Source organism: Paenibacillus sp. BGI2013, assembly GCF_002843485.1.
Taxonomy (GTDB): domain Bacteria; phylum Bacillota; class Bacilli; order Paenibacillales; family Paenibacillaceae; genus Paenibacillus; species Paenibacillus amylolyticus.
The window spans coordinates 392,132-417,765 of sequence record NZ_PJFA01000002.1 but is presented as its reverse complement, the minus strand read 5'-3'; the positions used below and the strand labels follow the sequence as shown (position 1 = coordinate 417,765).

Genomic DNA, 25,634 nt, shown 5'->3' with positions numbered 1-25,634 from the left:
GATGGGCGTGGTGAGTATTCTGACGCATAGTTTCACCGACGGGTACAACCGGGAATTCGGTCGTGTATTTGGTGGTGGACTGGAGCGATATATTCTGGATCTGTGCAGTGTCATCCGAGGACTCGGGCATATTCCCGAAGTTCATCAACTGTCCTATTTTGAAGCATTCCAGACTCGGACGGAGCAGATTGACGTATTTGGTTATTCGTACGACATGGATAATGTACCGGAAGCCTTTGACCGGATGGCAGCAGCAGCGCGCGGCCCAGTGATCTATGCCAGCTGTCTGTGGCAACCCATCACCTACAAACCCGGCAGTCTTGGCATCTGTCACGGCATTAACTGGGATCGTCCCGGACTGCCACTGGAGACCAAACAACAAGTCGCGGAACATATTCAACTGGCTCTGGATGGACTCGTGCGCATTGTATCCGTGGATTCTCACTTCCAGACCTTTTGCCGAGCTGCGTGCACCTATACCGATCCAAGGCAGGTTGTCCTGATTCCCAATGCAGTGGATACGTCCTATTTCACACCTGCCCCACCAACGCGAACCTTTGAGCAAGAACAGGAAGACGAATGGCTTGTCGCATGGAGGAATGATCTGGCAAGTCATGTAGAGAGTGCTGGTGCAGTTATATCAGGAGTGCAAGCTGTAGAAGGCAAGGATGGAACAAGTGGTGCTGGAGCGAACAGTGGTAAGGCTAACAGAGATGGAGGTGGAGATACAGATAGCGATCAAGAACGAGAGGGGAAAGAAACGGTAGATTTCCATTTACAGTTATCGAAACTGGAAGAAGTCGAAGCAGATGGCGTAACGTATAGGTTTGCTCATAATCACCGGAATTCAAAGGATTGGGCTACGGAGATTCTAGTAGAAGCAGATGCTGAGTATCAGGTTAATGGTCGGATTCAGGGACAGGTTGAAAAGAAAACTGTGGATGCCCGTATAACCTCTCCCCGCCCAATTCGCATTATCTATCCACGCCGCATCAGCATGGAACGGGGTATTATTCCAATGATGCTGGCAGCGGATAAACTACTTGGAGCCTTTCCAGATCTGGAGATTGAATTTGCCGGGGAACTGGTCGAAGGCAGCACGGTCGGGAGAGTCTTTCGTTACTGGCATCGTACTCATCCACATGCGGAGCGAATTAACCAGCGCACGTATGATTTCCGGGATATTCGGGAGGCCTACCATCAGGCAGATATCGCTGTGATTCCAACTGTGTTCTCGGAAGGCACCTCCTATGCCTGTCTGGAAGCGATGAGCTGTGGACTTCCGGTAATTGCCTCCAATGTTGGCGGATTGAATGATCTGATTCAGGATGGTTTTAATGGGCTACTGGTACCTCCTGGTGAGCAGGAACTAACCGCTGCACTGGTACGTCTTGTACAGGATCGGGCCGAGCGAGAACGACTGGGAATCTATGCGCGCGAGACTGCACTGTCCTATGATCTTGCCAGGTGGCGGAGCCGGTGGAGCACGGTGTTGGAATCTTTTTTGGCAGAGACAGGATTAAAGGAGGGAATTCGGGGATGATGGATACGCCCAAGGCAACGGAATTCATGGAATCAAGATACATTCGGCAAAGTGACCCTAAAACGGACACACTGGTCTTCCCGCTGCATCCGGCATGGTGGAGCCGTCCCTACGAATATGAATGGGCCCGGCGGTTTGCACGTCCAGATGATGTCGTCCTTGATGCAGCCTGCGGCATCTCCCATCCGTTCAAATTCTGGCTTGCAGAACACTGCCGCGAGGTTCACGCTTGTGACTGGGATGAACGTATTTTGTCTGAAGAGGCGATAAGACTGGATATTGTTTCTGATTTTGGCGAGCAAGCCGCTCAGGATCTGCCAGAATCAACTCTCGCCCGATTGCACCGTGCAAAGGCCAATCTGGCCCAGCTTCCGTACGAGTCGGGTAAGTTTGATCGGGTGTTCTGTATCTCTGTACTGGAGCATCTGGATACAGGCACGATGCTGCGAGCGTTTCGTGAATTCGCTCGGGTGCTGAAACCAAACGGACAGTTAATCGCTACCTTCGATGTGCCCGAGATGCGGCCTGATCTGCTGGAGACAATCATGGCTGTCACCGGATTAACCATTGAAGATAAGCTGAATGTGAAAGAGCCAGACGATGCCATCTGGTCTGATATGTACGGCACGCCGATCCGCTGTTTTCGAGCGGTGATATGCAAAGGTTGAGACAAATTGGGTTACTTAGAGTTAAGTGCAGAGTGGAAAATTGAGGGCTTGAGAGCTCGACCCATTAGCAACGGAACAATACACGGTTCGGGAAATGCTCCGATTACCGGTAGCTCCGTTGCTTTTGCAATTTCAATCGGATGGGCTAGTGCGGGAATATGTGGGGATGTACAGGGGTTGGAGGTTGGGGACTAGAGACTAGAAATAAGAGATTAGTGATTAGTGATTAAGGATTAAAGATTAAAGGAAATTATAGGTGTACCAGTAACATGTTGCACTGGTTGGTGTACTCTTTGGCATAGGCTGCGCCGGGTGCTGTCAGGCGCAACAGGGTTTGCAGGCCCGGCGGGATTGTCGTCGCCGGGCGACCTGTGGCGGCAGGTTGCCGCGCAGTGAGTTGGGCCGAATTGGCCCATTCACGCGCCAGGTTCTGCCGCCCGGCGAGCAGCGCGAGCGTGCCCGCGAGGACTGCGTGAGCGGTGCGCTCCGAGGCGGGCACTTCGTCCGCTTGGGGCTGCTGCGCGCCGTCAGGCGTGCCGCATAGCGCAAGCAGCCCTTCGCGGACGCTCGCGGGTGCGCGCAGCAACCCGCAGCGTGCCGCAGGCGGAAGCGCTGCAAGCAACGCCAGCGCACCGCGAGGCGGCAGGGCTTGCAGCAGGCGCAGCCATGCGGCCCAGGCGCCTACGCCGGCGAGCGCTTGCGCAGCCGCGAGCACGCCGCCCGGCGCAGGCGCGGTCGGGCCGCCTGGCGCTGCGCCGCGGGGCGGGCTGCACGCCAGGCCGCTGCTGCGGGCCGTGGCCCCGCGCAGCAGCAGCGCCTCGGCGGCGTGGGCCGCGGCGGGCATCGCTGCCTGCTGGCGAGCCGCCGCTCGGGCGTTGCGCCCGCCGGGCTGCTTGTGGCCCAGCGCCCACAGCGCCAGGGTCGCCTCTGGCCCATGCTGCGCATGCGCCGCCCAGGGCTGCAAAGCCGCCCGAGCCGCGGCGTCCTCGCCCAGCTGGGCCAGCGCAAGCCCGGCGGCCAGCGGCTGTGCCCGCAGCGGGCCAGCAAGCGCCGCCGCATGGCGTAGCAGCCAATCCGGCCGATGCGCGGCAAGCGCGGTCGGGATCAACGCTTGCCATGCCGCAGGTGGCAAGCTTACCCGAGCGGCAACGCTGGCGATGGCATGCGGCCGCCCTGTGGCTGCGGCCAACAACAACAGCCGTTGCCATGCAGCCATGCTGCCGGGTTGCAGGACCAACGCCGCCGTGTATGCGGCTTCTGCCTCTGCCCAGCGGCTAGCCCGCTCATATGCCATGCCTTCCAGTGTCAGGCTGCGGTAGGTTCCAGCACCAGAGACTGATGTATACCTGCTGGCTGTAGAAGCAGCTGATTTAGCCTGTTTTAACCAGTTCAAGGCCACATCCTCTCTCCCTTGATCCAGTTCTAGTACAGCACCAAGCTCCAACAAATCCGGGAAATCCTCATACACGGGCGCCCATGCTTCCACCACAGCAAGCGCCCGTTCTGGACTGCCAATCTCTCGCCAGGCGTAAGCCGTTTTCAGCACCAGATCCGAGTGATATCCACACTCCGGCTTAAGCTGTGCCAATAATGGCTGTAACAAACGGAGTGCTTCATCATACTTCGCTTGCTGAAACCATTCTGCGGCCAGAGCATATAACAACTCCGGTTGATCACCCTCCTGATTCAACGCGAAACGAATCAACTGCATATTCCGTGCGCCTTTATTTTTGTCGGTAATCACCTGCTCCAGATATCCGTAATGAATGACTTCAAATCCAGAATGAAGCACACCTTGCGGAGCCAGTGCCATGATGGAAGAAGCAATCTCTTCATGAATTCTGCCCTGAAAGGCAATTCGGGGATCATTTCGGAACAAACGACACACCGCATCCGTCACATGCTCTTCACCGGACACACCCAGCAGACTTGTGACCTGTATCCAGTATCCCCACACGTCATCCCTACTTGCCGCTAACAACCGCATGAGTTCTGTCTTCATCTGAGGGGTCTGTACCCATACCTCATCCGCATCAAGCACCAGAATCCACGGTTTCGTAGCAGCGGCCAGTGACAGATTACGGGCTTCACTGAAATTTCCGTTCCACTCCGTTCGGATTACAACGGCACCATGAAGGCGGGCAATTTCAGTTGTATCATCTACCGATCCTGTGTCTACAACGATGATCTCATCCACAACATCCCTGACTGCATTCAAGCACCGCTGGAGTGACACCGCTTCATCCTTCACGATCATACACAAACTAATCCCTATACCCATATTCATCACCACCCCTCACCAACGGAGTTCAGCCCCACCCATTAGCCCGCTGAATTAAGTTGAACCCCCGGACCTGCCTGATCCCCTCTCAGCTCTCAAACCCGTCCGCTCCCGGTAACTCCAGCCGAATATGCTGAACGACAGGCCAACAACGGTGCCGCTGTCCATCTGCATGCTGAGCGAACACCTCCAGATGATGGTCCGCAGCACTGACCAATCCTTTCACCAGCCAGCTTGTTCCCGTCAGGGTATCCGAAGCCCCAGGGAACGAATCAATGTCACTCACCTTCCCGTTTTCCTTTTTCCCTTCCATCTCTTTCTTCTTCTCTCCCACTCGAACGCTCTGTTCCACCGATAACCCTTCTCCAGCCAATTGCTGTCGACACATCTGAATCAGGCTATGCAGCTCTTTCCATCTCCCTGACTGTACACATCCTTCCATCATCAGTCCAAGCGCCTGCCAGCCATCATACTCTGTTCCTGCAACCGTTCCGTCTATGCTGGAGTCCATGTCCTTCTTCTTTGTCGCTCTCAGACCAACCGTTCTCCCTGTCTGCACAGCAGATTCCTCATTCTTTCCTTCACCCACCTGCGAACTACGCTTTAACCACAAGGTCAATGGATCATCTCCGTTGGCTTTCTTCCCCTCGATCCACTCCAAACGTTCGAGCCATCGTGCAGACGAGATCGCGAGCAGCCCTTTTTTCCGCTGCACAGGTTCCAATTTCAGACGCGCCTTATTCCATCTTCCCTGTTGGATTTGGAGCATCGCCTCCGCCACAGATAAACGCTCCCTCATCTCTGCGGAAGGTTGTGAGGATATACCCGATAACAATTGCAAAGCCGCATCATAACAACGAGATTGCTCCAGAATGCCCAATACTTTGTGTGTAGCCTCTTCCGAACTGAGTGCAAAACGCTCCCTCACCAGCGCTGGAATCTGATGTTCCTGCCCGGAGACTCGCATAATTCGGAATATCCGATAGAGCGGCGGTAACAGACTCGATTTGGCACGTACCGCTTCCACGTAAGCATCCACCGCACCCTCCAGATCCGCCCTTCCTTCCAGTAATCGTCCTAACGTATACCACGTCTGATAGGTGCCGATGCCTTCCTCCGTATGATATATGGGTGGAGGTGGTCCCATACGGACAGCTTCACGCAGCGAATATTCTGCCCGATCTGCATCACCCAAGGCGTCTGCACATACCCCGCGATGGTGCATCAGATCCGTGTACTCTGGAAAGAGTTCAAGCGCAGCATCAATGCGATCTAATGCCTCCTGCCAGCGGTTCAGATGCTGGAGACAACGAACTTCATATTTGAACAGCAAATGCGCGTAACTGGTCACCGCAGGATCAATCCCCATCCGAGCCACACCAAACGTCTCCAACGCCCGCTCCGCTTCCCCCACACGCAGATACTCGACACCCAGATTATAGTGATGGAACGGCTGATCTGGTTCTTCCTCCACTGCCTGTTGCAGCAGGCGAACATTACGGTTCACCTTATCTTTGCGCTCCACAATCGCCGTCTGATACCCATAATGATGGATGACCATGTCCGTCACATGAAAAGCAGCCTCTGGGTTCCTACGGCAAATCGCCGCGGCAATCTGCTCATGAATCCGACCTTCGAACCGATGCTCCGGGGCATTACGGAAGAGACGCAAAACCGGATTCACGGTAACCCCCTGCTGACCCGTACCTGTATAGTTATGAATGTTTAAAAACAATCCGTCACATCCGCTGACCGACGTCCAGCTCCTGATCTGCTCCCGCGCAGCCCTATCGAGCGCCTCGTCCGCATCAAGAAAGAGAATCCAGTCGCCGGAAGCGCGCTCCAGGCCAGCATTCCGTGCTGCGGCAAAATCTTCGCACCACTCAAATCGCACAACCAACGCGCCATATTGCTGCGCAATCTCCGCGCTGCGATCCGATGAACCGGTGTCCACCACAATAATTTCGTCCACCGCTCCCTGGACACTGGCAAGACAATGAGGCAGCAACTCTTCCTCATCCTTCACGATCATGCATAGGGAAATTCGTTCCGCTCGCAAGCTGATTCCTCCTTTCCTTTGCATGGAAAAGCGTACGCCACGGCATACCCTCTGTCGTTCGCAGCCTTTGTTCCAGTGCATTATGTTGTGCAGCGAGTACACCTGAAGAAGGAGATCGAACCAATTCCTGCCGAATCGCCTCCATTGCCAATCGCATGTAACATACAGCTGCTCCAACTCGGGCCTGCCACATATCAGGCTCCCGCTCCAGAGCCTGCTCGAACAAAGAGAGCGCTTGATCATTGTGGCCTTTGGCATACAGCGTTTCACCCAGCCAGAATAAACCTTCGGCATCCAGTGCACTCTCGGTCATGCACTGAATCAGGATGTTCGCGGCTACCATGGTATACCCCTGACGATACAGCAGACTTGCAAACTTTCGCCTTCGAGTTAAAGTCGTTCCCCAATGATCACACATCATCATGGCCCGCAACTCATGCAGTTGCTCAGCAAGTGTGAGCTGTCCTGTCTTTACGGCTTGCTGTACAACCTTCTCTGCTACCATTTCTGCCTGCGGACCCCATTGAATAAGCTTCTGTTCTTGTGACGCAGGTTCCATGCTTCGCGGCTCTTTCGATAGCTGATCCAGCAGTCGATCCATGACCTTCCAAACGTTCTTTTCTTGTGGAAGCGTAGTTGCGAGGAATGCCTCGGATAATCGTAATCCGTTGGTCCAACAAGCCAGTGCCCAATCCATTCTGTGCTCAGCCGGCAGATTGACTTCATGCACACACCCCACGCTCCAGTGTTCTTCTGCCAGTTGCAGCGCTTCGGAAACCCTATTCGCACATAACATCCAATGTATTTGATCCGCTACATGGATACGAGCAGTACACGCATCTGTATCCAGCATTTTCAATGCCTGTTCATATGCTCCACAGCCTGTTAGAACATAAATCACCATCACCAGATGATCCTCATTTGTCACTGCATATGAATGGGGCATTTCACCACAAATCGAATCACCGTGACCCGATTTCTCGATTCCTCTGCATCTGGCGAGCAATGTTTCTGCTATGTTCTCATCCGTTTCACCGGAGTGTTGCAGCACATCTGCCAACCCGGCCCATGCCGGAGCATATGTGAACATGCTGTCCAGAGCCAACCCGTACAGATGTGCAGACTCTTTATAGAATCTCCGTTTCTGAGCAAGTCTTGCCATCGCAGTATAGGCTCTGTAACTGTTAGAACCCGCTTCCGTTACATATGACGCGTCTAACGTGCTACCGCCATCACTGTGTCCAACACGGTCTATTCCCTCCCAGTATTCCGTTGCTCGGGCATACGATTGATATGCATGCTCCTCCAAACCTTGCAGCTCCAACGTCTCCCCATACAACAGGTGCAGATCAGCATAAGATGGATAACGCTGTCTTTCCACAATCAGAATTGCATGCGCCTCGTCGTAACGTTCCGATCCCACAAGGGTCTTTGCATAATCTCTAACCAGTGTAGGTCGATATGGTGCGAGCAACTCTGTCAGGTGTAATGATTCACTGAACGCTTCAATTGCCTTTTCGACCTCACCAAGCTGGCAATACGTTACTCCCAGATTGTACAGGTGAAAAGGCTGTGCAGGCTCATCTGCGAGTTCCCGCTCAATCAGTTTCAAATTACGTCTTGGCTTATGCTCTTGCGCAATCGTTGAAGCCAGATATCCATCATGAATTAGACATAATGGAGCAAGCGGTTCAGTCTCGATCAATTGGCTTTGTTCATCTGTATAGGTCTCGCTCTTATTCATATCAATCGCCTCATCCTGGCCAAGCCTGCTTGGGCTACTACGAACCAACTGCTCATGGATGCGTCCCGCATATCGATATCCCTGATGAGCACGGAACAGCCTCACTGGCTGAGAGATAACGCTCTCTTCTACCCCTTCACCGTATCGATTTTCTATGGTAATACGTAATCTTGAAATGCTTTTATGGACTTTAGGTAAATAATTCAGCAGTTCTTCCAATCCCTGCGTAACGTACTCATCGGCATCCAAACACAGGACCCATTCTGTGCTCGCCAGAGGCAAAGTGATATTTCGTGCATGGGCAAAGTCATCTTCCCAACAGGCGTGCAACACCGTTGCTCCGTACGTTCTGGCGATCTCGGGTGTACGGTCAGATGAGCCAGTATCGGTGATAAAACATTCCGTGCTGATATGCTTCAAGCTGTCGAGACAGCGGGGCAGGTGATGTTCTTCATTTTGCACAATCATATGGATTCCAAGTAAACGGTTCTTCAAATCCAACCACCTCCAATACAAAAAAAGTACATGAAGTCCACCAAAGGAACTCCATGTACCTATATGACAAATAAATGGGTTATGTGCCTTGTCCATTGAAGAACACATCAATCGTGCTTGGTGCGCCGATTAGGCTGGAGCGGTAGGAAAGACGCGTGTACTTGAGAAAACGCTGCGGTACCAATACATCGACTGACCCGGACAAAATGCCCGTTACCGTCGTCACATCCGTGTACCAGTTCGTTCCGTTGGCGCTGATCTCAACAAGAGCATCTACCCGGTTTACACCCGGCCCCCGGTTATATACAAAGAAAGAATACGTGCCAAATACACTGGTCGTAACCGCCGGGAGCGCTGTGAAGGTGTTGGCGGTCGGGGTGCTTATGAGTTGGGACTCCTGAAAACTCTTCTGTGAAATGGACGTCACACTGCTAAGTGTTCCCGCGGTAATTGTAGCACCGAGCACGCTGGTGATTGTACCATTTAGCAGATTTGTCAACGTCCCTGCAGTTACCGTTGCGCCAAGTACGCTTGTAATGGTTCCGTTCAATAAGTTTGTCAGTGTTCCTGCGGTAATCGTTGCTCCCAATACACTCGTGATCGTACCATTCAGCAAGTTCGTCAACGTTCCTGCGGTCACCGTGGCCCCGAGCACACTGGTAATGGTTCCGTTCAACAGGTTCGTCAGTGTTCCTGCTGTAATTGTCGCTCCGAGTATACCTGTGATGGTACCTGCTGTAATCGTGGCTCCAAGCACACTTGTGATCGTTCCGGCGGTAATCGTCGCTCCCAATACACTTGTAATCGTACCATTCAGCAAGTTTGTCAATGTTCCTGCTGTCACCGTGGCTCCGAGCACACTCGTGATCGTTCCGGCGGTAATCGTTGCTCCCAATACACTTGTGATCGTACCATTCAGTAAGTTTGTGAGTGTTCCGGCGGTCACCGTGGCCCCGAGCACACTCGTGATCGTTCCGGCGGTAATCGTTGCTCCCAATACACTTGTGATCGTACCATTCAGCAAGTTCGTCAGCGTTCCGGCGGTCACCGTGGCTCCGAGCACACTCGTGATTGTACCATTCAGCAAATTCGTCAATGTACCTGCTGTTACTGTGGCTCCAAGCACACTGTTGATCGTACCTGCCGTGATCGTCGCTCCAAGTACACTCGTGATCGTTCCGTTCAGAATGTTGGTAATGGTTCCGGCGTTAATTGTAACCGTGGTCAGACCTGAGATGTTACTGATGGTTCCGTCCAAAATAATGCCAACCACGTTCCCGCTTGTATCCGTTCTGACAGGCTGGGCTGTGCCTGTACTATCCTGGCCAAAAATCAACGTTCTCAGATTATCCGGATTCGTATTAAACGTTGTAAAGTTAGGCATGTGCCTCGTCCTCCTCCCTGGTCAAATCTGTGAGATCATACTCCCTTACGGCATACGCTGCGCCTGAAAGTAAACATCGAGCCGGGTCGGCTGATCCGGTTCAACGGATCGAATTGCAAGCCGGGTATAGTGCAAAAATCGCAATGGTACCAGCGCTTTGGTCTGGCCTCCCGCGACCACCTCCTGGCTGTCCACAGCATAATCTACGGCATTTGGGCTGATCTGGATCTGTATAAGAGCCGGATGTTTGCCCCGATTCACAACGCCATAGGTATACATGCTGAGTGATGAGGTGTCTTGTGCCGGGAGTGAATCCATGCTGCTACTGGTTTCGGCTCCGACATACGTATGCTCTGTAAAACAATGAATAGCACCAGGGAGTTTCGTACGTGAGGAAGCACCCTGCTTGAACCGGGGACGAGTAATCCGGGAACAAGGGGGTTTCAGCAATTTAGCGCGGCAGGAATGACGGGAGCGGCGGCGACTGACATATTTAGTTGGTTGCTTCGTTCTCTTCTTGCTTTGCTTCGCTGTTCGACTCATCTCGATTTCCCCTTAAAAAATGTGCTTACGCATCGTATGCCCGGATTGGATATACGGGCACGGCAACCGCCGTTATTTCCAGATATACGGCTCAGTCCCCAATCCATTTGCTTCTTTTCACATACACTGCAAGTACAATGAAATGCGAATCAAGAGGCACCCTTCGTAATCAAAAGCGGACTTTTTGAACAACCTCTATAAGTTAATCTGGTCTATGGGAGGTGGATGAGATGACCAACTATAATGTATTCAACCAATCTAATCGTCCCCTGTTTACTCAACTGACCAATACCTTCTCAGCCCCGGGCATTGAAGCGTCACCAGACAGCGGTGCAGCTGCTGCAGGCAGTTTTTTTGCCCTGACGACCAACAATACCTTAATTCCTTCCAACCAGAGTCTTCTTCTACAGATCCTGAATGCGGCTGGCAGCGGCCGAACAATACGTATATCCAGCCTCACAGGAGGCACAACAGCGGCAGCTACTCTTGTTATCTATTCAGGAGGAACCGTGACTGTTGGTAGCACACCAGTGCCCGTCAATACGTTACTTGGAAATACCAACGCCAGTGTAGTTACCACAAGACAAAATACAGGTACTCTGGGGGGAACCTTCACGAGCATCGCAAGTATTCCGCTCACCGCAGGAATGTATTCACTGGATCTGAATGGCTCCATTATTGTTCCACCGGGACAAACATTATCCATTAGCGTAGGCACGGGGAATCAGACCGCATCCATTAATCTGTTCTGGTGGGAATTCTGAGTTCGACCCTGATGAAAGGAGGTGCACACTGTGCCAAACAATAATGTATTTAACCCGTTAAGCCAGCCCGTCTATACGTCCAACACCAACACGTATATTTCTCCCGGCATTGTTGCACCTCCGGAGAATAATGCTGGCAGTACAGGCAATCTGTACAATGCAGGTTCCACCAACTCCACAACACTGGGGTTGCTGGGAGGAACGGTTATCGCCACCGTACACTTGGCCAATCCCGCAGGGAGCGGGAAAACCTTATACGTATCGCGGCTCTCTGGTGGAATTACGGTCTCACTCAATCTGTTATCTTCCTTCAGCGGTTCCATGAGTCTGAGCGCTAATGGAACACTGACATCGCCCACCACACTAACATCGGTAAACAGCAATCTTTCCAGCAGCAATACCAGCGTAGCCACGGTACGGTTCTCTGCTGCTACACCTTCAGGAGCGACGCCATTGATGGCTATTCCCCTTCAAGCAGGGCCGTTTCTGTCCAATGAATTTGGCCGTTACGTGGTTCCTCCGGGTCAGGCCATTAACCTCTCTGTCAGCGGATCACTTTCGGTTGGCGGACTGATGGCCTCCACTGCTTATTTTGCTTGGTGGGAAGTATGATTCGTTCAACGATGTATAACAAAGCAACGTGCAAACAGCCGCCTTCGGATGAGTACCGAAAGCGGCTGTTCTTTATATTGTAGATGCAATGATGATAAAAAATGTTGTCCGATTCCCGCACCCGCGAACAAGTGTTCCCTCGTCTTAACCCAGCACGACACGATCATCTGCCATTTTTTTGCCGCTAATCCGTTCGAATTCACCAAGCAACTCAGGTACAGTTAACGTACGCTTGCGCTCTTCGCTGACATCCAGAATTATTCGGCCTTTGTCCATCATGATCAGACGGTTACCCAGACGAATGGCCTGCTCCATATTGTGCGTCACCATCAATGTAGTAAGTCTCATCTCACGCACAAGTGTCTCCGTTAGTTCCGTTATCAGTTCGGCACGTGATGGGTCAAGGGCTGCCGTATGCTCATCCAATAGCAAAATTTGCGGCTGGGTAAACGTAGCCATTAACAGGCTAAGTGCCTGGCGCTCCCCGCCAGACAAGAGACCCACTTTTGCATTCGGCCGCTTTTCCAGTCCAATTCCCAGCTTCTCCAGTTGCGTGTTGAAAATCTCCCGTCTGGCACGGGTAACTCCGAAGCCCAGTCCGCGTCCTTTGCCACGTTTGTATGCCATCGCCATGTTTTCTTCAATGGACATATGTGGTGCTGTTCCTGCCATCGGGTCCTGAAATACCCTGCCAATCCAGCTGCTACGTTTATGCTCCGGCAGGTTTTTAATGGAGCGGTCATTGATCAGCACATCACCCATGTCCGGCTTCATCACACCCGAAATGATGTTCATCAGCGTGGATTTACCCGCTCCGTTACTGCCAATCACCGTCACAAAGTCTCCCGGATTCATTGTCAGATTCACACCGACTAGCGCGGTCTTCTCATCCGCTGTGCCTGGGTTGAACAGCTTGGTTACTTGCGTAATCTCCAGCATGATCACATACCTCCCTTCGCCTGATGACCCCCGGATCGCATCAACTCTTCCGTTCGTTTGCGAGCCAGACTACGCTGCTTCATGGAGCGCTGCATAGTAGGGAATACAAGGGCAATAATGACGATCACCGCGGTGATCAACTTCAGATCAGATGTATCAAACCATTCCACTTGAAGGGCAAGCGCGACCACAATCCGGTATATAATTGAACCAACGATCGCTGCAAGTGTAGCCCAGAAGACCGTTCTTGCTCCAAGAATGGCCTCACCGATAATGACGGAGGCCAGTCCAATAACGATCATACCGATGCCCATCGTAATGTCTGCAAAACCTGATTGCTGTGCAATGAATGCACCAGACAGGGCAACCAATCCATTGGATAAGCTGACACCTACAATAGTAGTCACATCCGTATTTGCACCAAAGCTGCGAATCATACGTTTGTTATCACCTGTCGCGCGGAGTGCCAGTCCAACATCTGTTTTCATGAACAGATCGAGCATAATTTTAAACACCAGCACCACGATGATAATTAGTACCATGACATGTTCACCCGAGAATGGATTGTCCATGCCCATAATGGATTTATTCGGTGCGCCAAGAATACGCATATTAATGGAGTAGAGCGCGATCATCATCAAAATCCCGGATAATAATCCGTTGATTTTGCCTTTGGTATGAAGCAGACCTGTACAAGCCCCAGCTACCATGCCGCCAGCCATTGCCGCCAAACAGGCAAGCCAAGGAGAGAAGTCATTGGAGATCATAACCGCCGCTATTGCGCCTCCTGTTGTAAAACTTCCGTCTACGGTAAGGTCAGGAAAATCGAGTATGCGGAACGTAATATATACACCCAGTGCCATCAGTGCATATAAAAGCCCCAGCTCGATTGCTCCTTCAATTGAATTCCAGCTTATACTCACGCTACTTCCTCCCTGTCTATCGAAAAGAATGAGGCGAACCCGTTGCACGTTCGCCTCGCATCCATACTGCCGGATTATTGTCCGGTCAGATTATTGAATCAATCTCATAACTCATTAAATTTATGAATTGATTCTATTGAATAATGTTGTTTTCCTGATCTTTTACTTCCGCTTTCATCTCATCCGTAACCGTGATACCTTGGGCTTCAGCCGCTTTCAGGTTCAGGATCAGATCCAGTTTGTCCGGAACGGTGACTTTCATATCACCCGGTTTTGTACCATTTTTCAGAATGTCCGCGGCCATCTCACCCACCTGATATCCATGGTCATAATATTTGAAGCCTACCGTTGCGAAAGCTCCTTTTTCAACGGTATCCCGATCACTGGAGAAGAACGGAATTTTATTACTGTTCGCCGTTTGGATGATCGTATCAACCGCACTCACGACGGAATTATCGAGTGTGATGTAGAAGGCATCTACTTTCCCAACCAGAGAATCCGTTGCCTGTTTTACTTCAGATGTATTCGTAACTGGTGCTTTCACCAGCTTGATATTATGTGTTGCCAGCGCTTTTTCTGCGTTATCTGCCATAACCACCGCATTTGGTTCACCTTCGTTAATGACCAAGCCAACCGTTTTCACATCCGGCAGATTTTTAGCGATAAAGTCAGCCAATTGTACAATAGCCTCCGGATTCGTGTCGGATGCACCTGTAACATTGCCGCCCGGCTTATCCATATCGGTCACCAGTTTGGCACCCAGTGGGTCCGTTACCGCTGCGAACAGCAATGGCTTGTCCTTCACTTGTTGAGCCAGAGCCAGCGCAGATGGTGTTGCAATTCCGAGTACGAGATCATTTTTAGAATCACCTGAGATTTTCTGTGCAATGGACAAGTTGTTCGTCGAATCACCTTGTGCGTTATTGTAATCGATTTTGAGGTTCTTGTTCTCTTCAATGCCCGCTTCCTTCAGGGCTGCGATGAAACCTTCACGTGTAGCATCCAGAGATGGATGTTCAACAATCTGCGAGATGGAAATCTGATATGATTTTTCCTCACTGCCTCCACCTGTTGTAGTCCCTGATCCTTCGGATTCCGAGCCTGTACCGCTGTTATTTCCGCAACCTGCCGCAACGATCATTGAAGCAACCATCATCAGTGACATCCAAAATTTCTTTTTCATGTGTGAGAACCCCTCTCCATCTTATAAAATGTGGTTACCCTTATCGAATTCCATTGACACGATAGGGCGGGACAAAGCAAACGCTTCAACGCATTGTTGCTTTGATCGACAAAAGCAGACAAATATAGACTTTTCTCATGCGACTGAAGTCCATGACCCGTGTTGGTGTTTTATTGTTCCCCTAATATTAAGGGGCGTCCCGATATCCGTCAATGGTTGAACCGCTTCCAATTTACTTTCATCGTATGGTTGTGATAGAAAACATTACATAAAACTTAAAAACCACCCACATTGTTCTGTAGATGGTCGCCATGGGTACAGCAAAATAAGGTCCTACTCATGAAAATGGAGTATGAAGTCTTCTTCTAATCTCGTCCACAAGCATTGTTTTCTCCGCTTCCGATACGGCATCCGCGATCAATTTGCGTGCCGCAACAGGCGCAATCCAGGGTTCGATATCTGCATAGCCAATACCGGACAACTTCTCATACTCCTCCATAAAGAGGCGAATGCTGGCCTCTCTGGTAACATCAAGAGCAATCGTCGCTTCATGTGGCAGATGCGGGGGCAGTATGGCGCATCGAATCATAATGATGTATTCGGCCCCAAGTCGGCTTCCGGATTTCCGGTAGAAGCATTGTTCCAGTCAATAATAACGGTATCATGATCTCGAAGGAGTATGTTACCCGGGTTGGGATCACCGTGACATAGTTGCTGCTTCATCATGAGATTTTTCATATTTAAAATTTTCAAAAAAAAGAGGCATCCCTCCCAATGTACTTTGGGTATGGTCACCTTATATCGATCAATGGATAGCTCCAGAGTGCTTTATTCCTTTTCTTTTTGCAGTTCTTCTAATTCAGATGGTGTTAGCCCGGTAGCTTTAATAATAGTAGCCTGATCAAGACCTAAAGTGAGCATATTCATTGCGATTTTCCGCTTGCTCTCAGCTTCACCTTCTTTGATTCCTTCTTTGATTCCCTCTTTGATCCCTTTTTCGATTCCTTTTTGAATTCCTTCCTCCATGCCTTTCTTGAGACCCTCTTCTCGTGCGCCCTCAATCATGGAAGCTTCGTCCCATAGAAATTTCTGACGGTCGATATATCGTTGACGTGCTTGCTCATCCTGGCTCAGAAACTCCAATACACTCATGGCTTTTTTCAAAGCCGGTTCGGGTTCGTGCATCATTAACGCCTCCCAGCTTGATTTAGTCATTCCTTTCAGAAATAACAGCCAACGCACCAATCCATCCTTTATTTGAATATTTTCATCATTCAGCTTTGGTATTTCCATAAAATGAATCTCTATAACATCCGTCAACGGAATATCAGTATGGTCTTCTCTTAAATGAAATACGTTGTGGTACTGATCATTAGCGAGCATTTTGAAATTAACAATGTTGATCGCTACGCATTTTTTGAGTTGACTATATCTCTGTCCTTCAAGTAATTGTCCGGAATATTGTTTACCCCAATAGAACAAAGTCCTCTTCTCTAAATCATACTGATTAAACAACTGCATTTCAACATTGATTAGCTCACCTTGATCTGTTTTGGCCCGTATGTCCAGTATGGACTGTTTATCTCTCGGTGTATCCTTGTCCAGATAAGGGTTGATTAACACAATCTCGGTCAGTAAAGATTCACCTGCATTTTTGAAGGTATGATTCAGAAAAGCCAGAAGAACATCCTTATTCTCTTCACTTCCAAAGATTCGTTTGAACACATAATCGTTCTTGGGATCAAGCAACTCTGTCATTATTATTCACTCCTACGCGCAAAATGAACAGAATATATCTGCTGAAGTATCAGCAAATATAAGGATGCGAACATGCACTGGATGTTAGCTCCATTATAACACGCATCGCCATACGCAAATAGCGTTTATACGTAATTTATTTATCAAAAAAAGAGACTATTTCGATGATTCGAAACAATCTCTTTGTATAAACCAGTTAATTTCCCGACGCTTCGCGAATCTCATACTTGCACCTTTTACCGCCATCGGCGTAACATTCGGTACGCTCCACCTCAGCTTGAAGTAGCGAGCGAAACAGTTCCAGTTCACAGCGGCAAGCCTGCTTGTAGACACTCGCGACTTGCACAATCGGGCAGTTCATTTCCGTAATGACGTAAGTTCCATCGTCTTCTCTGGACGCATCCGCCATATATCCGTTGGCATTCTGGATTCGCGCGAGTTCCTCCACCCGTCCGGCCAGATCCTGGCCCTCCATCTGTGGCAATCCGCTACGAAGCAGTTTGTCCCGGCGACTCTCGAACAATGCATCCACCACACCGCTACCGGCAGAGTCAGACAATTCTTCAAGCAATTCCAGCGTAAGGGACGAATATGATTTTGGAAAAAAGCTGTCCCCGCGTACCGTCAATTGGTACACCGAGGACGGACGTCCGGCCGTAGCCCGGGCCTCCCGAACCTCAATCCAGCCGTCCTGCTCCAGTGCCGTCAGATGACGGCGAATGGCCATGCCGGTCAGACCCAGATCAGCTGTCATTTCCCTCGCGGTCAATGTACCTTGCTGCTTCAGCATGAACAAAATCCGTTCACGCGTCGTTCGTTCCTCTTCGCGCTTCACGATCAGCACCTGCTCTCCTGCTTATGCGTGTACCGGTGCTGCCTCCCGGCAGGCATCCGAGCAAAAGCGGTTATGCGTCTCTTCGCAATCCTCACAGCTTACATGCTGCAGGTTGCAGGTTGGACAATTAATATATCGGTCATGTGTCGTTCCGCAGTGATAACAGCTAGCAATGACAATATCTTCTTCTGTCCGGTTAATCGGTACAGAGATGCGCTCGTCAAACACGTAACACTTGCCATCGAACAGATGGCCTTGTACTTCCGGATCTTTACCGTACGTGACAATACCGCCGTCCAATTGAGCCACATCCTGGAATCCTTCATTGATCATGAACCCGGTCAGCTTCTCGCAGCGAATGCCGCCAGTGCAATAGGTAATAATCGTTTTGTCCTTCATGTCACCCAGGTTCTCCCGAATCCACTCCGGAAACTCACGGAACGACTCCACATCTGGACGGATGGCCCCGCGGAAATGACCAATTTCGTATTCATAATCATTGCGACCATCGATAACGATAACGTCATCACGTTGTAGATGTTCATGGAACTCTTTCGGCGAAAGGCGTTTGCCGCTAGTCACATTTGGGTCAAGTTCATCTTCCACACGGAAGGTTACCAGCTCTGCTTTGTGACGAACAAAGATTTTTTTGAACGCATGCTCCTCGACATCATCAATCTTGAACACCATGTCGCTGAACAGCGGATTAGCCAGCATATCTTTCATGTACTGTTCCGTCTGTTCTGGCGTTCCGGATACCGTACCGTTAATGCCTTCGGATGCGATCAGAATACGGCCTTTCACACCCAGGTCCTTACAGTATTGCAGATGCTCTTGTGTAAACGTCTCTGGGTCTTCAATCTTCACGAACTTATAATATAAAAGCACGCGGTACGCGCTGTTACACATGTATATCACCTGTTCCTATTCCATGTTGTTATTAGCCGGATCATCCGGCAAAACGACTACGTTGCACCCTTACTGTTAAAAAGAAAATAAACAGCCGCCCGAAACATCGTCTCGAACTGCTGCCTGACATTCGACTTTTATTCCTGCATTCTAGTTTATCGGAAGCGGAACAGCTTAGTCAATATAAATGTATAGAAAGGCATGAAAGATATGGAACATATCTTTCTGCATCATTCCCCTATTCCGAGATCGTAATGACCGAGGTTACAAAGTGATACGATTCATTCTCCAATACCGCCTGCGATAACAGGATTTTATTTCCTTTCGGGCTCCAGGCGAGTGGGTCAGAAGCGTTGTCCATATCGGCCGAGATCTGGAACTGTTCTGCCGACTCCGTGTTGGAGACAAATAGCCCTTTCTCATTATCATTCTCAGAATTGATGGTGTATGCAATCTTGGAATCATCACCCGACCAGCTTGTGCCGAAAACCTGTGTACCTCTGGCGAGAGTGGCCTTCTCATTGCCTTCCAGATCGGTGAGCACCAGCGCCCGTTTGGTATCCGCTGTTCTTTTCACAATCGCAAGCCTTGTTCCATCATTAGAAGGGATGACCCACTCCACACTTTTCAGCACCTGTTTTACGTCACCCGTCTTCGCATCGTATGCATTCAACTGGCCATCTTCGCCCGTAATATAATAGAGCATATCGCCTGACACCTTGATACTCCGTACATTGAAATTACCTGTTTCCACCAGCACTTTCGTTGTGCCATCCACACTTGCCGAGATCAGATCACCCTTCATATTGGGGAAAACGACATGTTCATTATCCAGCCACGCGCCCTCTTGGATAAATCCATCCTCCTTACCCGCAGGGGTTGTCTCCCCGTTATGCAGGTTCAAGAAGTAGCCTTTACCCGTATTTTCCTCCGGTTCCCGGTAAAACAGATACTGACCATCCGGTGACACCAGCGGTGCACCCAGACTGGCTTCACTTTCCTTGAGCGGCGTGTCGGTGCCTTTCGTCAGATCATACATATATAAGTTGTGCGGGTATCTTTCCTGACCTTCAACCGTGACGGGTTTCAGGGACTTGTTCTCCTTGTCGGATACAATCCAGTCATCACTAAGCCATGCAATTCCGCGCATATTCGGCAATTTATCAATCTTCTCCAGCTTGAAGCTCTGGTACACGGACGTGTTGGTATTATCTTTTACCGTAATATCCGTGCCCGTTTTCCCGCCTTGTGCGTTGCCCCCCGGCTCCGTTGTTCCCCCACATGCCGCTGTCGTTAACAGGGCAATGGCTCCGAACGTGCCCATAGCTGCTTGTTTCCAATTCATGATGGTCCCCCCTGGTTTCTCTTGCTATAGACCAAGCATACACATCGCATACTTCCAAAGTTATTCAGACTTGTTTCGAACTTGTAAACTTGAATCAGCCAAAGGGAACATGAGCTGGAACGTCACACCTTCCCCATCTTCTGGATCACTCGACAGCAGGGTGATTGTACCGCCCTGTTTTTCAACAAACTGCTTCACGAGAGATAGCCCCAGTCCGGTTCCGCCGGTTTTTCTGGCTCTGTCTTTGTTCACCGTGTAAAAGGGTTCAAAAATCTTCTCCCGCGCCTCTGCCGGAATCGGCGTACCCGAGTTATAGATCCGAATAACCGCTTGACGCTCCTGCATCCGTAGTTCATTCTTCACCCGGATCACACCATCCGGAACGTTATATTTGATGGCATTATCCAGCATATTGATGAAAATATGCATAAGACTCTCCCGATCGCTGCGGATCACCGCCGGTTCAAGATCCAGTTCCATGTTCAGCGCAAACTTCTCCGCTTTCCCACGCATCCGGCCACAGGCATCCTTCAGTAGCGCGCTGACCTCTACATCTTCGGCCTGGTTCTCAAAGTCATACTTCTCCAAGGCAGATAAATGTAAGACTTTCTCGACCATCTCGTACAGCCGCTCCGTTTCTTTGCCAATGTTACTCGTGGCATCATCAAGCAGTTGCGGATCATCCTTATACATGTCGAGCAGCTCCACATAAGCTTTGATCGATGTCAGTGGTGTCTTGAATTCATGGCTGATGTTACCGATATATTGTTTCTGCTGCTGTTCCAGCGCTTGAAGTTTCTCAATCGCCAGTTGCAGCTTCTGCTGCTCCGCATGCATGGCTGTGATATTTTGCTGAATGGATGTACTCATATAATAAATGCCCTGCCCCAGCTCCCCCAACTCATCCTTGCGCTTTAAAGGAGACTCCGTAATGTAATTCCCTTCGCGAATGGAATCTGCGGACCTCTTCAGTCGGGTAATCGCAACGGCAAACCGATTGTAGAACAGATAACCTAATATGAAGCTCAGCGCAACAACGACAATGCCCGCCCATATGAACAATTGAAGGATGCGAGTATAGAATTCATGGTAGCTTTGGACCGGATATTGCATCCATACAGCACCCATCTGTCCATCCGGACCGTCCAACGGTGCCGCATAGAGCAAGGTATCCCCTTGTTCATGATAGGCAATTTTATTTTGCAGTGCATAGTTGAGCGTATCCTGAACAATCGCACTCTCCCCAGAGCTGATCGATGAACCGACTTGTTGGCCTTTCATATCATAGAGCGCTATCGGCAATCCGGTAGAGTTGGCCAGTTCCTGTGCAAGCCTGCGGCCGTTTTGTTGTAAAAAAACGTCCTGTTCCAGATGAACGGACTCCGTGTAGTAGGACTGTCGCACATTCAGATTCACCAGCCGTGTCTGCTGTGATAAAATACCTTCAATTTGTGACTGCTGATTGCGTTCAATACCGCGCAGAACCAGTGAACTGAGCACAACCACCGTTAGGATAAGCAATGCTGCCAGAAAAACACTGAACTTCAGCTTGATGCTGACTCTCATATGGCCCCGCCTGTTTCAGGTGCAGATGCTTTGTAGCCAATCCCGTATACGGTCTGTAATTTTTGCTGATCCGTATCTCCAATTTTTTTACGCAAACGCTGGATGTGAATGTCCACGGTCCGTGTCCCACCCGCATACTCCATGCCCCAGACCCGGTCCAGCAGGTCGTCTCGTGTGTACACACGCTCGGGATTGGACATGAGAATGGTCAGCAGGTCGAACTCTTTTGGTGTCAGATCCAACTTCTCCTCATTCACGGTCACCGTGCGGTGAGCAACATGAATACGCAGTGTGCCATTCACGATGGCCTGATTCTTCGAATCGTCAGGTGGTGGACTGCTTTTCTCGACACGGCGCATCAATGCTTTTACCCTTGCGAGCAGTTCACGGATCTCGAATGGTTTGGTCATGTAATCATCGGCGCCCATTTCCAGGCCAACGATTTTGTCCACGATATCATTTTTGACGGTCAGCAAAATAATGCCGATATCCTCGCGGTCCTCCAGCCTCCGGCATACCCCGTATCCATCGAGCCTGGGCATCATCACGTCCAGAATCATGACCTGTGGGTGAAACGATGCGACCTTAACCAAGGCCTCTTCGCCGTCACTCGCAGTATCTACTTCATATCCTTCGCGCCGCAGCGCGTAAACAATGGCACTGACAATACTTGATTCGTCATCTACCACGAGCACTTTTTTATTCATGGGATTCATCCTTTGCTGTAATGTCATCAAACGCTTTCTGCATCTATGTTAACAAGGAGTCACGGATTCGCCAACACTATCAATCGTTACTGCTAAAAAACTCACTATTGACTAGATTTCCAGAATTAAATTATGTAAAATATTTGATTATAAGAATATATATTTATTATAATTCCAATATTGTATTAAATGTATGATAAGTGCACATATCCCCTATTTAGTTTTATGATAATCATCCTTAATTTGATATAAATTCAATATTTGGAATTATATTCTTTACTTTATTATTTCCTCATGTTACATTGTTTTATGTTAATACTTTTTTATGGAATATATAGAAAGATGACGATCTTTTTATATTTTTTCATACATCACCTAGGATATTACATAATTCGATTTTTCAAAAAAATTAGAGGAGTGTAACGAAAATGGAAAAAGGAATCTTTGATCTTGATGTACAAATTAAAAAATCAGAAGGTACAGTTCAGCCACAAGCTTTAAGTATTTGGAACTGTACTGGTGGTTGCGGAGAGCAAACAAGAACTGCCAATACTTGCGCTCCTACTGCAGGAGTAAAATGTTTCTCTAATATTGGAGCACTTTGTTAATTTTTTCACAATCATATTTTTTCGTTCAACTACTTGAAGAGACTGAATAAGTCTCTTCTTGTTATTTTGAACAACATTTTTTTTACTAGAGCGTGTCTTCAAGTTTAAGCAAGCTGCACCATAATGGACACCAAAGCTAAAAAGAGACTTGAATGTACACGTTAATTTATCATAACGATTCTCCAAACGAAGATAACTCTTTACTTTAATAAAGAAGCATTCCACCCAATGACTCTTTGTAGATATCACAATCATATTTTAGGATCAATTGGCGATTTTTTATTTTGGGAATGACTGGTATGGCTGCGAGACGTCCTCCTTGTGGTTTTCGTTCAGGTGGACAAATCTTGAATTAGACACAATTTTCTCTAGTGAATTTCGTATCTTGTACGCATTTAACATAATTATCTCATGTATTACCATTTAATCCATTTGAAGAAACGCTCTAGAAGGAGGGTCATAATGCCTGATATTGTTATGGAAGTCAACAATCTAACTAAAGTGATAGGCAAACGTGAAATCATTCAAGATACTTCGTTCAACTTGGAAAAAGGAAAAATTTATGGTTTTATTGGCCCGAATGGTGCAGGCAAAACTACGATGATGCGCATGATGACAGGATTGATGCATCCAAGTAATGGCCATGTAAAGATAGATTCATACGAAATAAACAAAAACCGAAAAAATGCATTGGCACAGGTGGGAGCAATTATAGAATCGCCCATTTTTTTCGAGTATATGACAGGTAGGCAAGTATTGCGCAATTTGGCACGACTTCATCCTGATCTGCCTAAATCTGATAGGGAAAATCATATTCAAGAGTTGCTTGAAAGGGTTGGGTTGGGAGATAGAGCGAATGATCGAGTTAAGGGGTACTCGCTTGGAATGAAGCAACGTTTGGGAATTGCTCAGGCACTGCTAGGAAACCCGAAACTTCTACTTCTAGATGAACCCTCTAACGGTCTTGATCCCATGGGGATGAGAGCATTAAGAGATATCATCCTTAGTTTGAGAAACGAATTTAACTACGCTTTTTTTATCTCAAGCCATTTACTGGATGAGCTCCAGCAGATGTGTGATGAATTAATAATCATAAAAAGTGGAAAAGTTATTTGGAAAGGTCCTACTGCCGAGTTGATCCGTGATGGCGAAAGGTTAGAAGATGCTTTCGTGGAGTTAATGAGAGCATGATTACGTTATTCAATAGTGAGTGGGAACGACTTTGGTCCAAACGTTGGACATGGCTATTGGTTTTGGCTATCCCTGGTCTTGCTTATATGACAGCTAGTTTTTTTGAAACGCTTCAAGTTGATCATGATACTCTATCTCAGCTATTTGTTCTTACAGGTTTACGAAATAACTTGTATTTTCCCGTTGATATCATTATGGCTGTATTTGCAGCTTCTATATTCACCGAGGAATATAGAGGCGGTCAGTTGAGGTATGTTTTTCTTCGTCAATTTACCCGCAGGCAAATCTTTTTCAGCAAACTATTATTGATTTGTGTTTGTATTGTTCTGATGCTCATCTTGTTTGCAGTTTGTCTGATAGTTACTGGTTATTTTTTTCAGTTCAATGAAAATGGTTTGCTGAATTATTCTCTTGAGGCTCTTAGCTACACTTTTGTATATTACGGGTTTGCATTTGTTTCACTCTTGGGGATATCCAGTTTGTTTATTTGTATTTCGATGTACAGCAAAAATGTCACATATGCTATCGGAGGCTGTATGCTTTACATTTTAGCATCATTGTTACTGGACGGTGCAGTTATTCAACTTGCGGCATTATTCAGTGACATTCCTCTATTAGAACTCTGCATTACCTATTCCTTGATACCTTTTCTGCAACATACTGGTTTGAACGAAGTTATAGACGGAAATATGAGTGTAATTGTGGCTATATTATCCGTTGTCGTTGTACATCTTATTGTTTTCCTGTGGGGAGCCTACCATCGCTTTGTGAGAAGTGACTACTTATATTAGGGGGTAAACATGTTAGGCATATGGATTAGTGAATTGGAACGAGACTGGAAAAAAAAGTCTAAAATTGTACTATTCTCCTCTTTTTTAATTGTAATTATTTTCAATATTTGGGGTTTAAGCTCATCACAAAAGGGAGTATTTCGTTTTGGAGAAGGCAGTATTATGCTAAACAATCTTAACGCTCCCTGGTTTATGATGGATGGAATGTCATTATTAATGATGGCCGCAATGCTGCCTATTTTTTATATTGATCAGTTAAGTGGCGAATTGAATTCTGGCGCATACAGATTGTATGCACTTCGTCCATACCGACGGTTCGAACTTTGGCTGGGAAAACTATTGGCGTTGGCTGCAACGACTGTTGTTGGGATCGGAATTGTTTACATTATTTCTATGATTGGATCAAAAGCCTTTTTTTCCAGCAGCGATACAGCAGCACTTTACGGTTTTAAGAATGAAGTAGGAAGGTTACCAGCAGAATGGTATACGATCAAATTTTATGGTATTTTTCTACTTACCTGTCTTGCTAAGTTACTATTCTGTAGTGCTATCTGTGTGTTTATCTCAAGACCAATCATAGCCTTTCTCGTGATTTTTGGATTATCTATTGTACTTTATCATTATATAGCAACAGAATTGGTTTTTTTATTTGACCCTTTTCGTCCAATTTTGCTTTCTCTTCAATCAGGAGGTTCAATCAGTTTTTGGCTATATTTAACTGGATCCAGCATTCTTTTTGGGACAATCAGTTTTTGGGGTTGGCAAAGGAAAGTAATATGAGAAGGT

24 protein-coding genes are annotated in these 25,634 nt (G+C 48.4%); 8 read left to right on the top strand and 16 right to left on the bottom strand.

The window, feature by feature from the left end; all coding sequences use genetic code 11:
* Position 1: 1 nt before the first annotated feature.
* Positions 2-1,543: a glycosyltransferase family 4 protein gene (locus tag CXK86_RS32565; protein ID WP_256720049.1), complete on the top strand. Its 1,542-nt coding sequence runs from the start codon at positions 2-4 to the stop codon at positions 1,541-1,543.
* Positions 1,540-2,211, top strand: coding sequence for a class I SAM-dependent methyltransferase (locus tag CXK86_RS05695; protein WP_076251798.1), 672 nt, complete (start codon positions 1,540-1,542; stop codon positions 2,209-2,211). The genes CXK86_RS32565 and CXK86_RS05695 overlap by 4 nt, the downstream gene beginning before the upstream one ends.
* A gap of 250 nt (positions 2,212-2,461) precedes the next feature.
* Here the strand turns inward: CXK86_RS05695 and CXK86_RS05690 are convergent, their stop codons facing one another.
* The 5 genes from CXK86_RS05690 to CXK86_RS05670 all read right to left on the bottom strand — a co-directional run bounded on the left by CXK86_RS05690 (position 2,462) and on the right by CXK86_RS05670 (position 10,717).
* Positions 2,462-4,498, bottom strand: coding sequence for a glycosyltransferase family 2 protein (locus CXK86_RS05690; RefSeq protein WP_083684530.1), 2,037 nt, complete (start codon positions 4,496-4,498; stop codon positions 2,462-2,464).
* An 82-nt stretch (positions 4,499-4,580) separates the two neighbouring features.
* Positions 4,581-6,551: a tetratricopeptide repeat-containing glycosyltransferase family 2 protein gene (locus CXK86_RS05685; RefSeq protein WP_179087881.1), complete on the bottom strand. Its 1,971-nt coding sequence runs from the start codon at positions 6,549-6,551 to the stop codon at positions 4,581-4,583.
* Complete coding sequence (locus CXK86_RS05680) at positions 6,508-8,790, bottom strand: glycosyltransferase (RefSeq protein WP_076251804.1); 2,283 nt, start codon at positions 8,788-8,790, stop codon at positions 6,508-6,510. Before CXK86_RS05680 ends, CXK86_RS05685 begins: the two co-directional genes overlap by 44 nt.
* A 79-nt stretch (positions 8,791-8,869) precedes the next feature.
* The gene (locus tag CXK86_RS05675; protein ID WP_256720050.1) at positions 8,870-10,174 is read right to left on the bottom strand and encodes a DUF6385 domain-containing protein; all 1,305 of its coding nucleotides are present in this window, start codon (positions 10,172-10,174) and stop codon (positions 8,870-8,872) included.
* Positions 10,175-10,219: 45 nt separating this feature from the next.
* Entirely contained in the window at positions 10,220-10,717 is a 498-nt protein-coding gene (locus CXK86_RS05670; protein WP_076251806.1) for a DUF6385 domain-containing protein, read from the bottom strand.
* Between the two features lie 230 nt (positions 10,718-10,947).
* Here CXK86_RS05670 and CXK86_RS05665 point away from each other — a divergent pair, with 230 nt between their 5' ends.
* The gene (locus CXK86_RS05665; RefSeq protein WP_076251808.1) at positions 10,948-11,481 is read left to right on the top strand and encodes a hypothetical protein; all 534 of its coding nucleotides are present in this window, start codon (positions 10,948-10,950) and stop codon (positions 11,479-11,481) included.
* Between the two features lie 30 nt (positions 11,482-11,511).
* Positions 11,512-12,093 (top strand): hypothetical protein, encoded by a 582-nt coding sequence (locus CXK86_RS05660; RefSeq protein ID WP_076251810.1) that lies wholly within the window; start codon positions 11,512-11,514, stop codon positions 12,091-12,093.
* A 144-nt stretch (positions 12,094-12,237) separates the two neighbouring features.
* Here CXK86_RS05660 and CXK86_RS05655 read toward each other — a convergent pair whose 3' ends face one another.
* The 11 genes from CXK86_RS05655 to CXK86_RS05605 all read right to left on the bottom strand — a co-directional run bounded on the left by CXK86_RS05655 (position 12,238) and on the right by CXK86_RS05605 (position 22,258).
* A complete protein-coding gene (locus CXK86_RS05655) occupies positions 12,238-13,032 on the bottom strand; it encodes an ABC transporter ATP-binding protein (RefSeq protein WP_076251812.1) in 795 nt (264 codons plus the stop codon).
* 2 nt (positions 13,033-13,034) lie between these two features.
* On the bottom strand, positions 13,035-13,895 hold the full coding sequence (locus CXK86_RS05650; RefSeq protein ID WP_051154091.1) for an ABC transporter permease: 861 nt from the start codon (positions 13,893-13,895) through the stop codon (positions 13,035-13,037).
* Positions 13,896-14,088: 193 nt separating this feature from the next.
* Positions 14,089-15,138, bottom strand: a complete 1,050-nt coding sequence (locus CXK86_RS05645) for an ABC transporter substrate-binding protein (RefSeq protein ID WP_076251814.1) — start codon at positions 15,136-15,138, stop codon at positions 14,089-14,091.
* Positions 15,139-15,475: 337 nt separating this feature from the next.
* A complete protein-coding gene (locus tag CXK86_RS05640) occupies positions 15,476-15,727 on the bottom strand; it encodes a hypothetical protein (protein ID WP_076251816.1) in 252 nt (83 codons plus the stop codon).
* A complete protein-coding gene (locus CXK86_RS05635) occupies positions 15,724-15,933 on the bottom strand; it encodes a phosphotransferase family protein (RefSeq protein ID WP_370511428.1) in 210 nt (69 codons plus the stop codon). The genes CXK86_RS05640 and CXK86_RS05635 overlap by 4 nt, the downstream gene beginning before the upstream one ends.
* A 33-nt stretch (positions 15,934-15,966) precedes the next feature.
* Complete coding sequence (locus CXK86_RS05630; RefSeq protein WP_076251818.1) at positions 15,967-16,896, bottom strand: Rpn family recombination-promoting nuclease/putative transposase; 930 nt, start codon at positions 16,894-16,896, stop codon at positions 15,967-15,969.
* A gap of 196 nt (positions 16,897-17,092) precedes the next feature.
* Positions 17,093-17,740: a helix-turn-helix transcriptional regulator gene (locus CXK86_RS05625; RefSeq protein ID WP_081745846.1), complete on the bottom strand. Its 648-nt coding sequence runs from the start codon at positions 17,738-17,740 to the stop codon at positions 17,093-17,095.
* Between the two features lie 12 nt (positions 17,741-17,752).
* Positions 17,753-18,640, bottom strand: coding sequence for an oxygen-dependent tRNA uridine(34) hydroxylase TrhO (gene trhO / locus CXK86_RS05620; protein ID WP_036606654.1), 888 nt, complete (start codon positions 18,638-18,640; stop codon positions 17,753-17,755).
* Positions 18,641-18,878: 238 nt separating this feature from the next.
* Positions 18,879-19,985, bottom strand: coding sequence for a TolB family protein (locus tag CXK86_RS05615; protein WP_076251820.1), 1,107 nt, complete (start codon positions 19,983-19,985; stop codon positions 18,879-18,881).
* Between the two features lie 60 nt (positions 19,986-20,045).
* Positions 20,046-21,551 (bottom strand): sensor histidine kinase, encoded by a 1,506-nt coding sequence (locus tag CXK86_RS05610; protein ID WP_076251822.1) that lies wholly within the window; start codon positions 21,549-21,551, stop codon positions 20,046-20,048.
* Positions 21,548-22,258, bottom strand: coding sequence for a response regulator transcription factor (locus CXK86_RS05605; protein ID WP_076251824.1), 711 nt, complete (start codon positions 22,256-22,258; stop codon positions 21,548-21,550). The genes CXK86_RS05610 and CXK86_RS05605 overlap by 4 nt, the downstream gene beginning before the upstream one ends.
* A gap of 428 nt (positions 22,259-22,686) precedes the next feature.
* On the opposite strand from CXK86_RS05605, the gene CXK86_RS31995 reads away from it, so the two are divergent.
* The 4 genes from CXK86_RS31995 (at position 22,687) to CXK86_RS05585 (ending at position 25,628) form a co-directional block, all read left to right on the top strand.
* Complete coding sequence (locus tag CXK86_RS31995; protein ID WP_064641713.1) at positions 22,687-22,866, top strand: FDLD family class I lanthipeptide; 180 nt, start codon at positions 22,687-22,689, stop codon at positions 22,864-22,866.
* 462 nt (positions 22,867-23,328) lie between these two features.
* Positions 23,329-24,057, top strand: coding sequence for an ABC transporter ATP-binding protein (locus CXK86_RS05595; protein WP_076251826.1), 729 nt, complete (start codon positions 23,329-23,331; stop codon positions 24,055-24,057).
* Positions 24,054-24,848: an ABC transporter permease gene (locus tag CXK86_RS05590; RefSeq protein ID WP_076251829.1), complete on the top strand. Its 795-nt coding sequence runs from the start codon at positions 24,054-24,056 to the stop codon at positions 24,846-24,848. Before CXK86_RS05595 ends, CXK86_RS05590 begins: the two co-directional genes overlap by 4 nt.
* Before the next feature lie 9 nt (positions 24,849-24,857).
* Positions 24,858-25,628, top strand: coding sequence for an ABC transporter permease (locus CXK86_RS05585; protein ID WP_076251831.1), 771 nt, complete (start codon positions 24,858-24,860; stop codon positions 25,626-25,628).
* The last annotated feature ends 6 nt before the right edge of the window (positions 25,629-25,634 follow it).

Excerpts from the sequence above, each read along its gene's own strand:
- CXK86_RS05645 (WP_076251814.1), bottom strand. The coding sequence starts at position 15,138 with ATGAAAAAGAAATTTTGGATGTCACTGATGATGGTTGCTTCAATGATC.
- CXK86_RS05650 (WP_051154091.1), bottom strand. The coding sequence starts at position 13,895 with ATGGCACTGGGTGTATATATTACGTTCCGCATACTCGATTTTCCTGAC.
- CXK86_RS05605 (WP_076251824.1), bottom strand. The coding sequence starts at position 22,258 with ATGAATAAAAAAGTGCTCGTGGTAGATGACGAATCAAGTATTGTCAGT.
- CXK86_RS05665 (WP_076251808.1), top strand. The coding sequence starts at position 10,948 with ATGACCAACTATAATGTATTCAACCAATCTAATCGTCCCCTGTTTACT.
- CXK86_RS05655 (WP_076251812.1), bottom strand. The coding sequence starts at position 13,032 with ATGCTGGAGATTACGCAAGTAACCAAGCTGTTCAACCCAGGCACAGCG.
- CXK86_RS32565 (WP_256720049.1), top strand. The coding sequence starts at position 2 with ATGGGCGTGGTGAGTATTCTGACGCATAGTTTCACCGACGGGTACAAC.
- CXK86_RS05630 (WP_076251818.1), bottom strand. The coding sequence starts at position 16,896 with ATGACAGAGTTGCTTGATCCCAAGAACGATTATGTGTTCAAACGAATC.
- CXK86_RS05675 (WP_256720050.1), bottom strand. The coding sequence starts at position 10,174 with ATGCCTAACTTTACAACGTTTAATACGAATCCGGATAATCTGAGAACG.
- CXK86_RS05615 (WP_076251820.1), bottom strand. The coding sequence starts at position 19,985 with ATGAATTGGAAACAAGCAGCTATGGGCACGTTCGGAGCCATTGCCCTG.
- CXK86_RS05690 (WP_083684530.1), bottom strand. The coding sequence starts at position 4,498 with ATGAATATGGGTATAGGGATTAGTTTGTGTATGATCGTGAAGGATGAA.
- CXK86_RS05695 (WP_076251798.1), top strand. The coding sequence starts at position 1,540 with ATGATGGATACGCCCAAGGCAACGGAATTCATGGAATCAAGATACATT.
- CXK86_RS05585 (WP_076251831.1), top strand. The coding sequence starts at position 24,858 with ATGTTAGGCATATGGATTAGTGAATTGGAACGAGACTGGAAAAAAAAG.
- CXK86_RS05610 (WP_076251822.1), bottom strand. The coding sequence starts at position 21,551 with ATGAGAGTCAGCATCAAGCTGAAGTTCAGTGTTTTTCTGGCAGCATTG.
- CXK86_RS05640 (WP_076251816.1), bottom strand. The coding sequence starts at position 15,727 with ATGATTCGATGCGCCATACTGCCCCCGCATCTGCCACATGAAGCGACG.
- CXK86_RS05595 (WP_076251826.1), top strand. The coding sequence starts at position 23,329 with ATGCCTGATATTGTTATGGAAGTCAACAATCTAACTAAAGTGATAGGC.
- CXK86_RS31995 (WP_064641713.1), top strand. The coding sequence starts at position 22,687 with ATGGAAAAAGGAATCTTTGATCTTGATGTACAAATTAAAAAATCAGAA.
- CXK86_RS05590 (WP_076251829.1), top strand. The coding sequence starts at position 24,054 with ATGATTACGTTATTCAATAGTGAGTGGGAACGACTTTGGTCCAAACGT.
- CXK86_RS05670 (WP_076251806.1), bottom strand. The coding sequence starts at position 10,717 with ATGAGTCGAACAGCGAAGCAAAGCAAGAAGAGAACGAAGCAACCAACT.
- trhO (WP_036606654.1), bottom strand. The coding sequence starts at position 18,640 with ATGTGTAACAGCGCGTACCGCGTGCTTTTATATTATAAGTTCGTGAAG.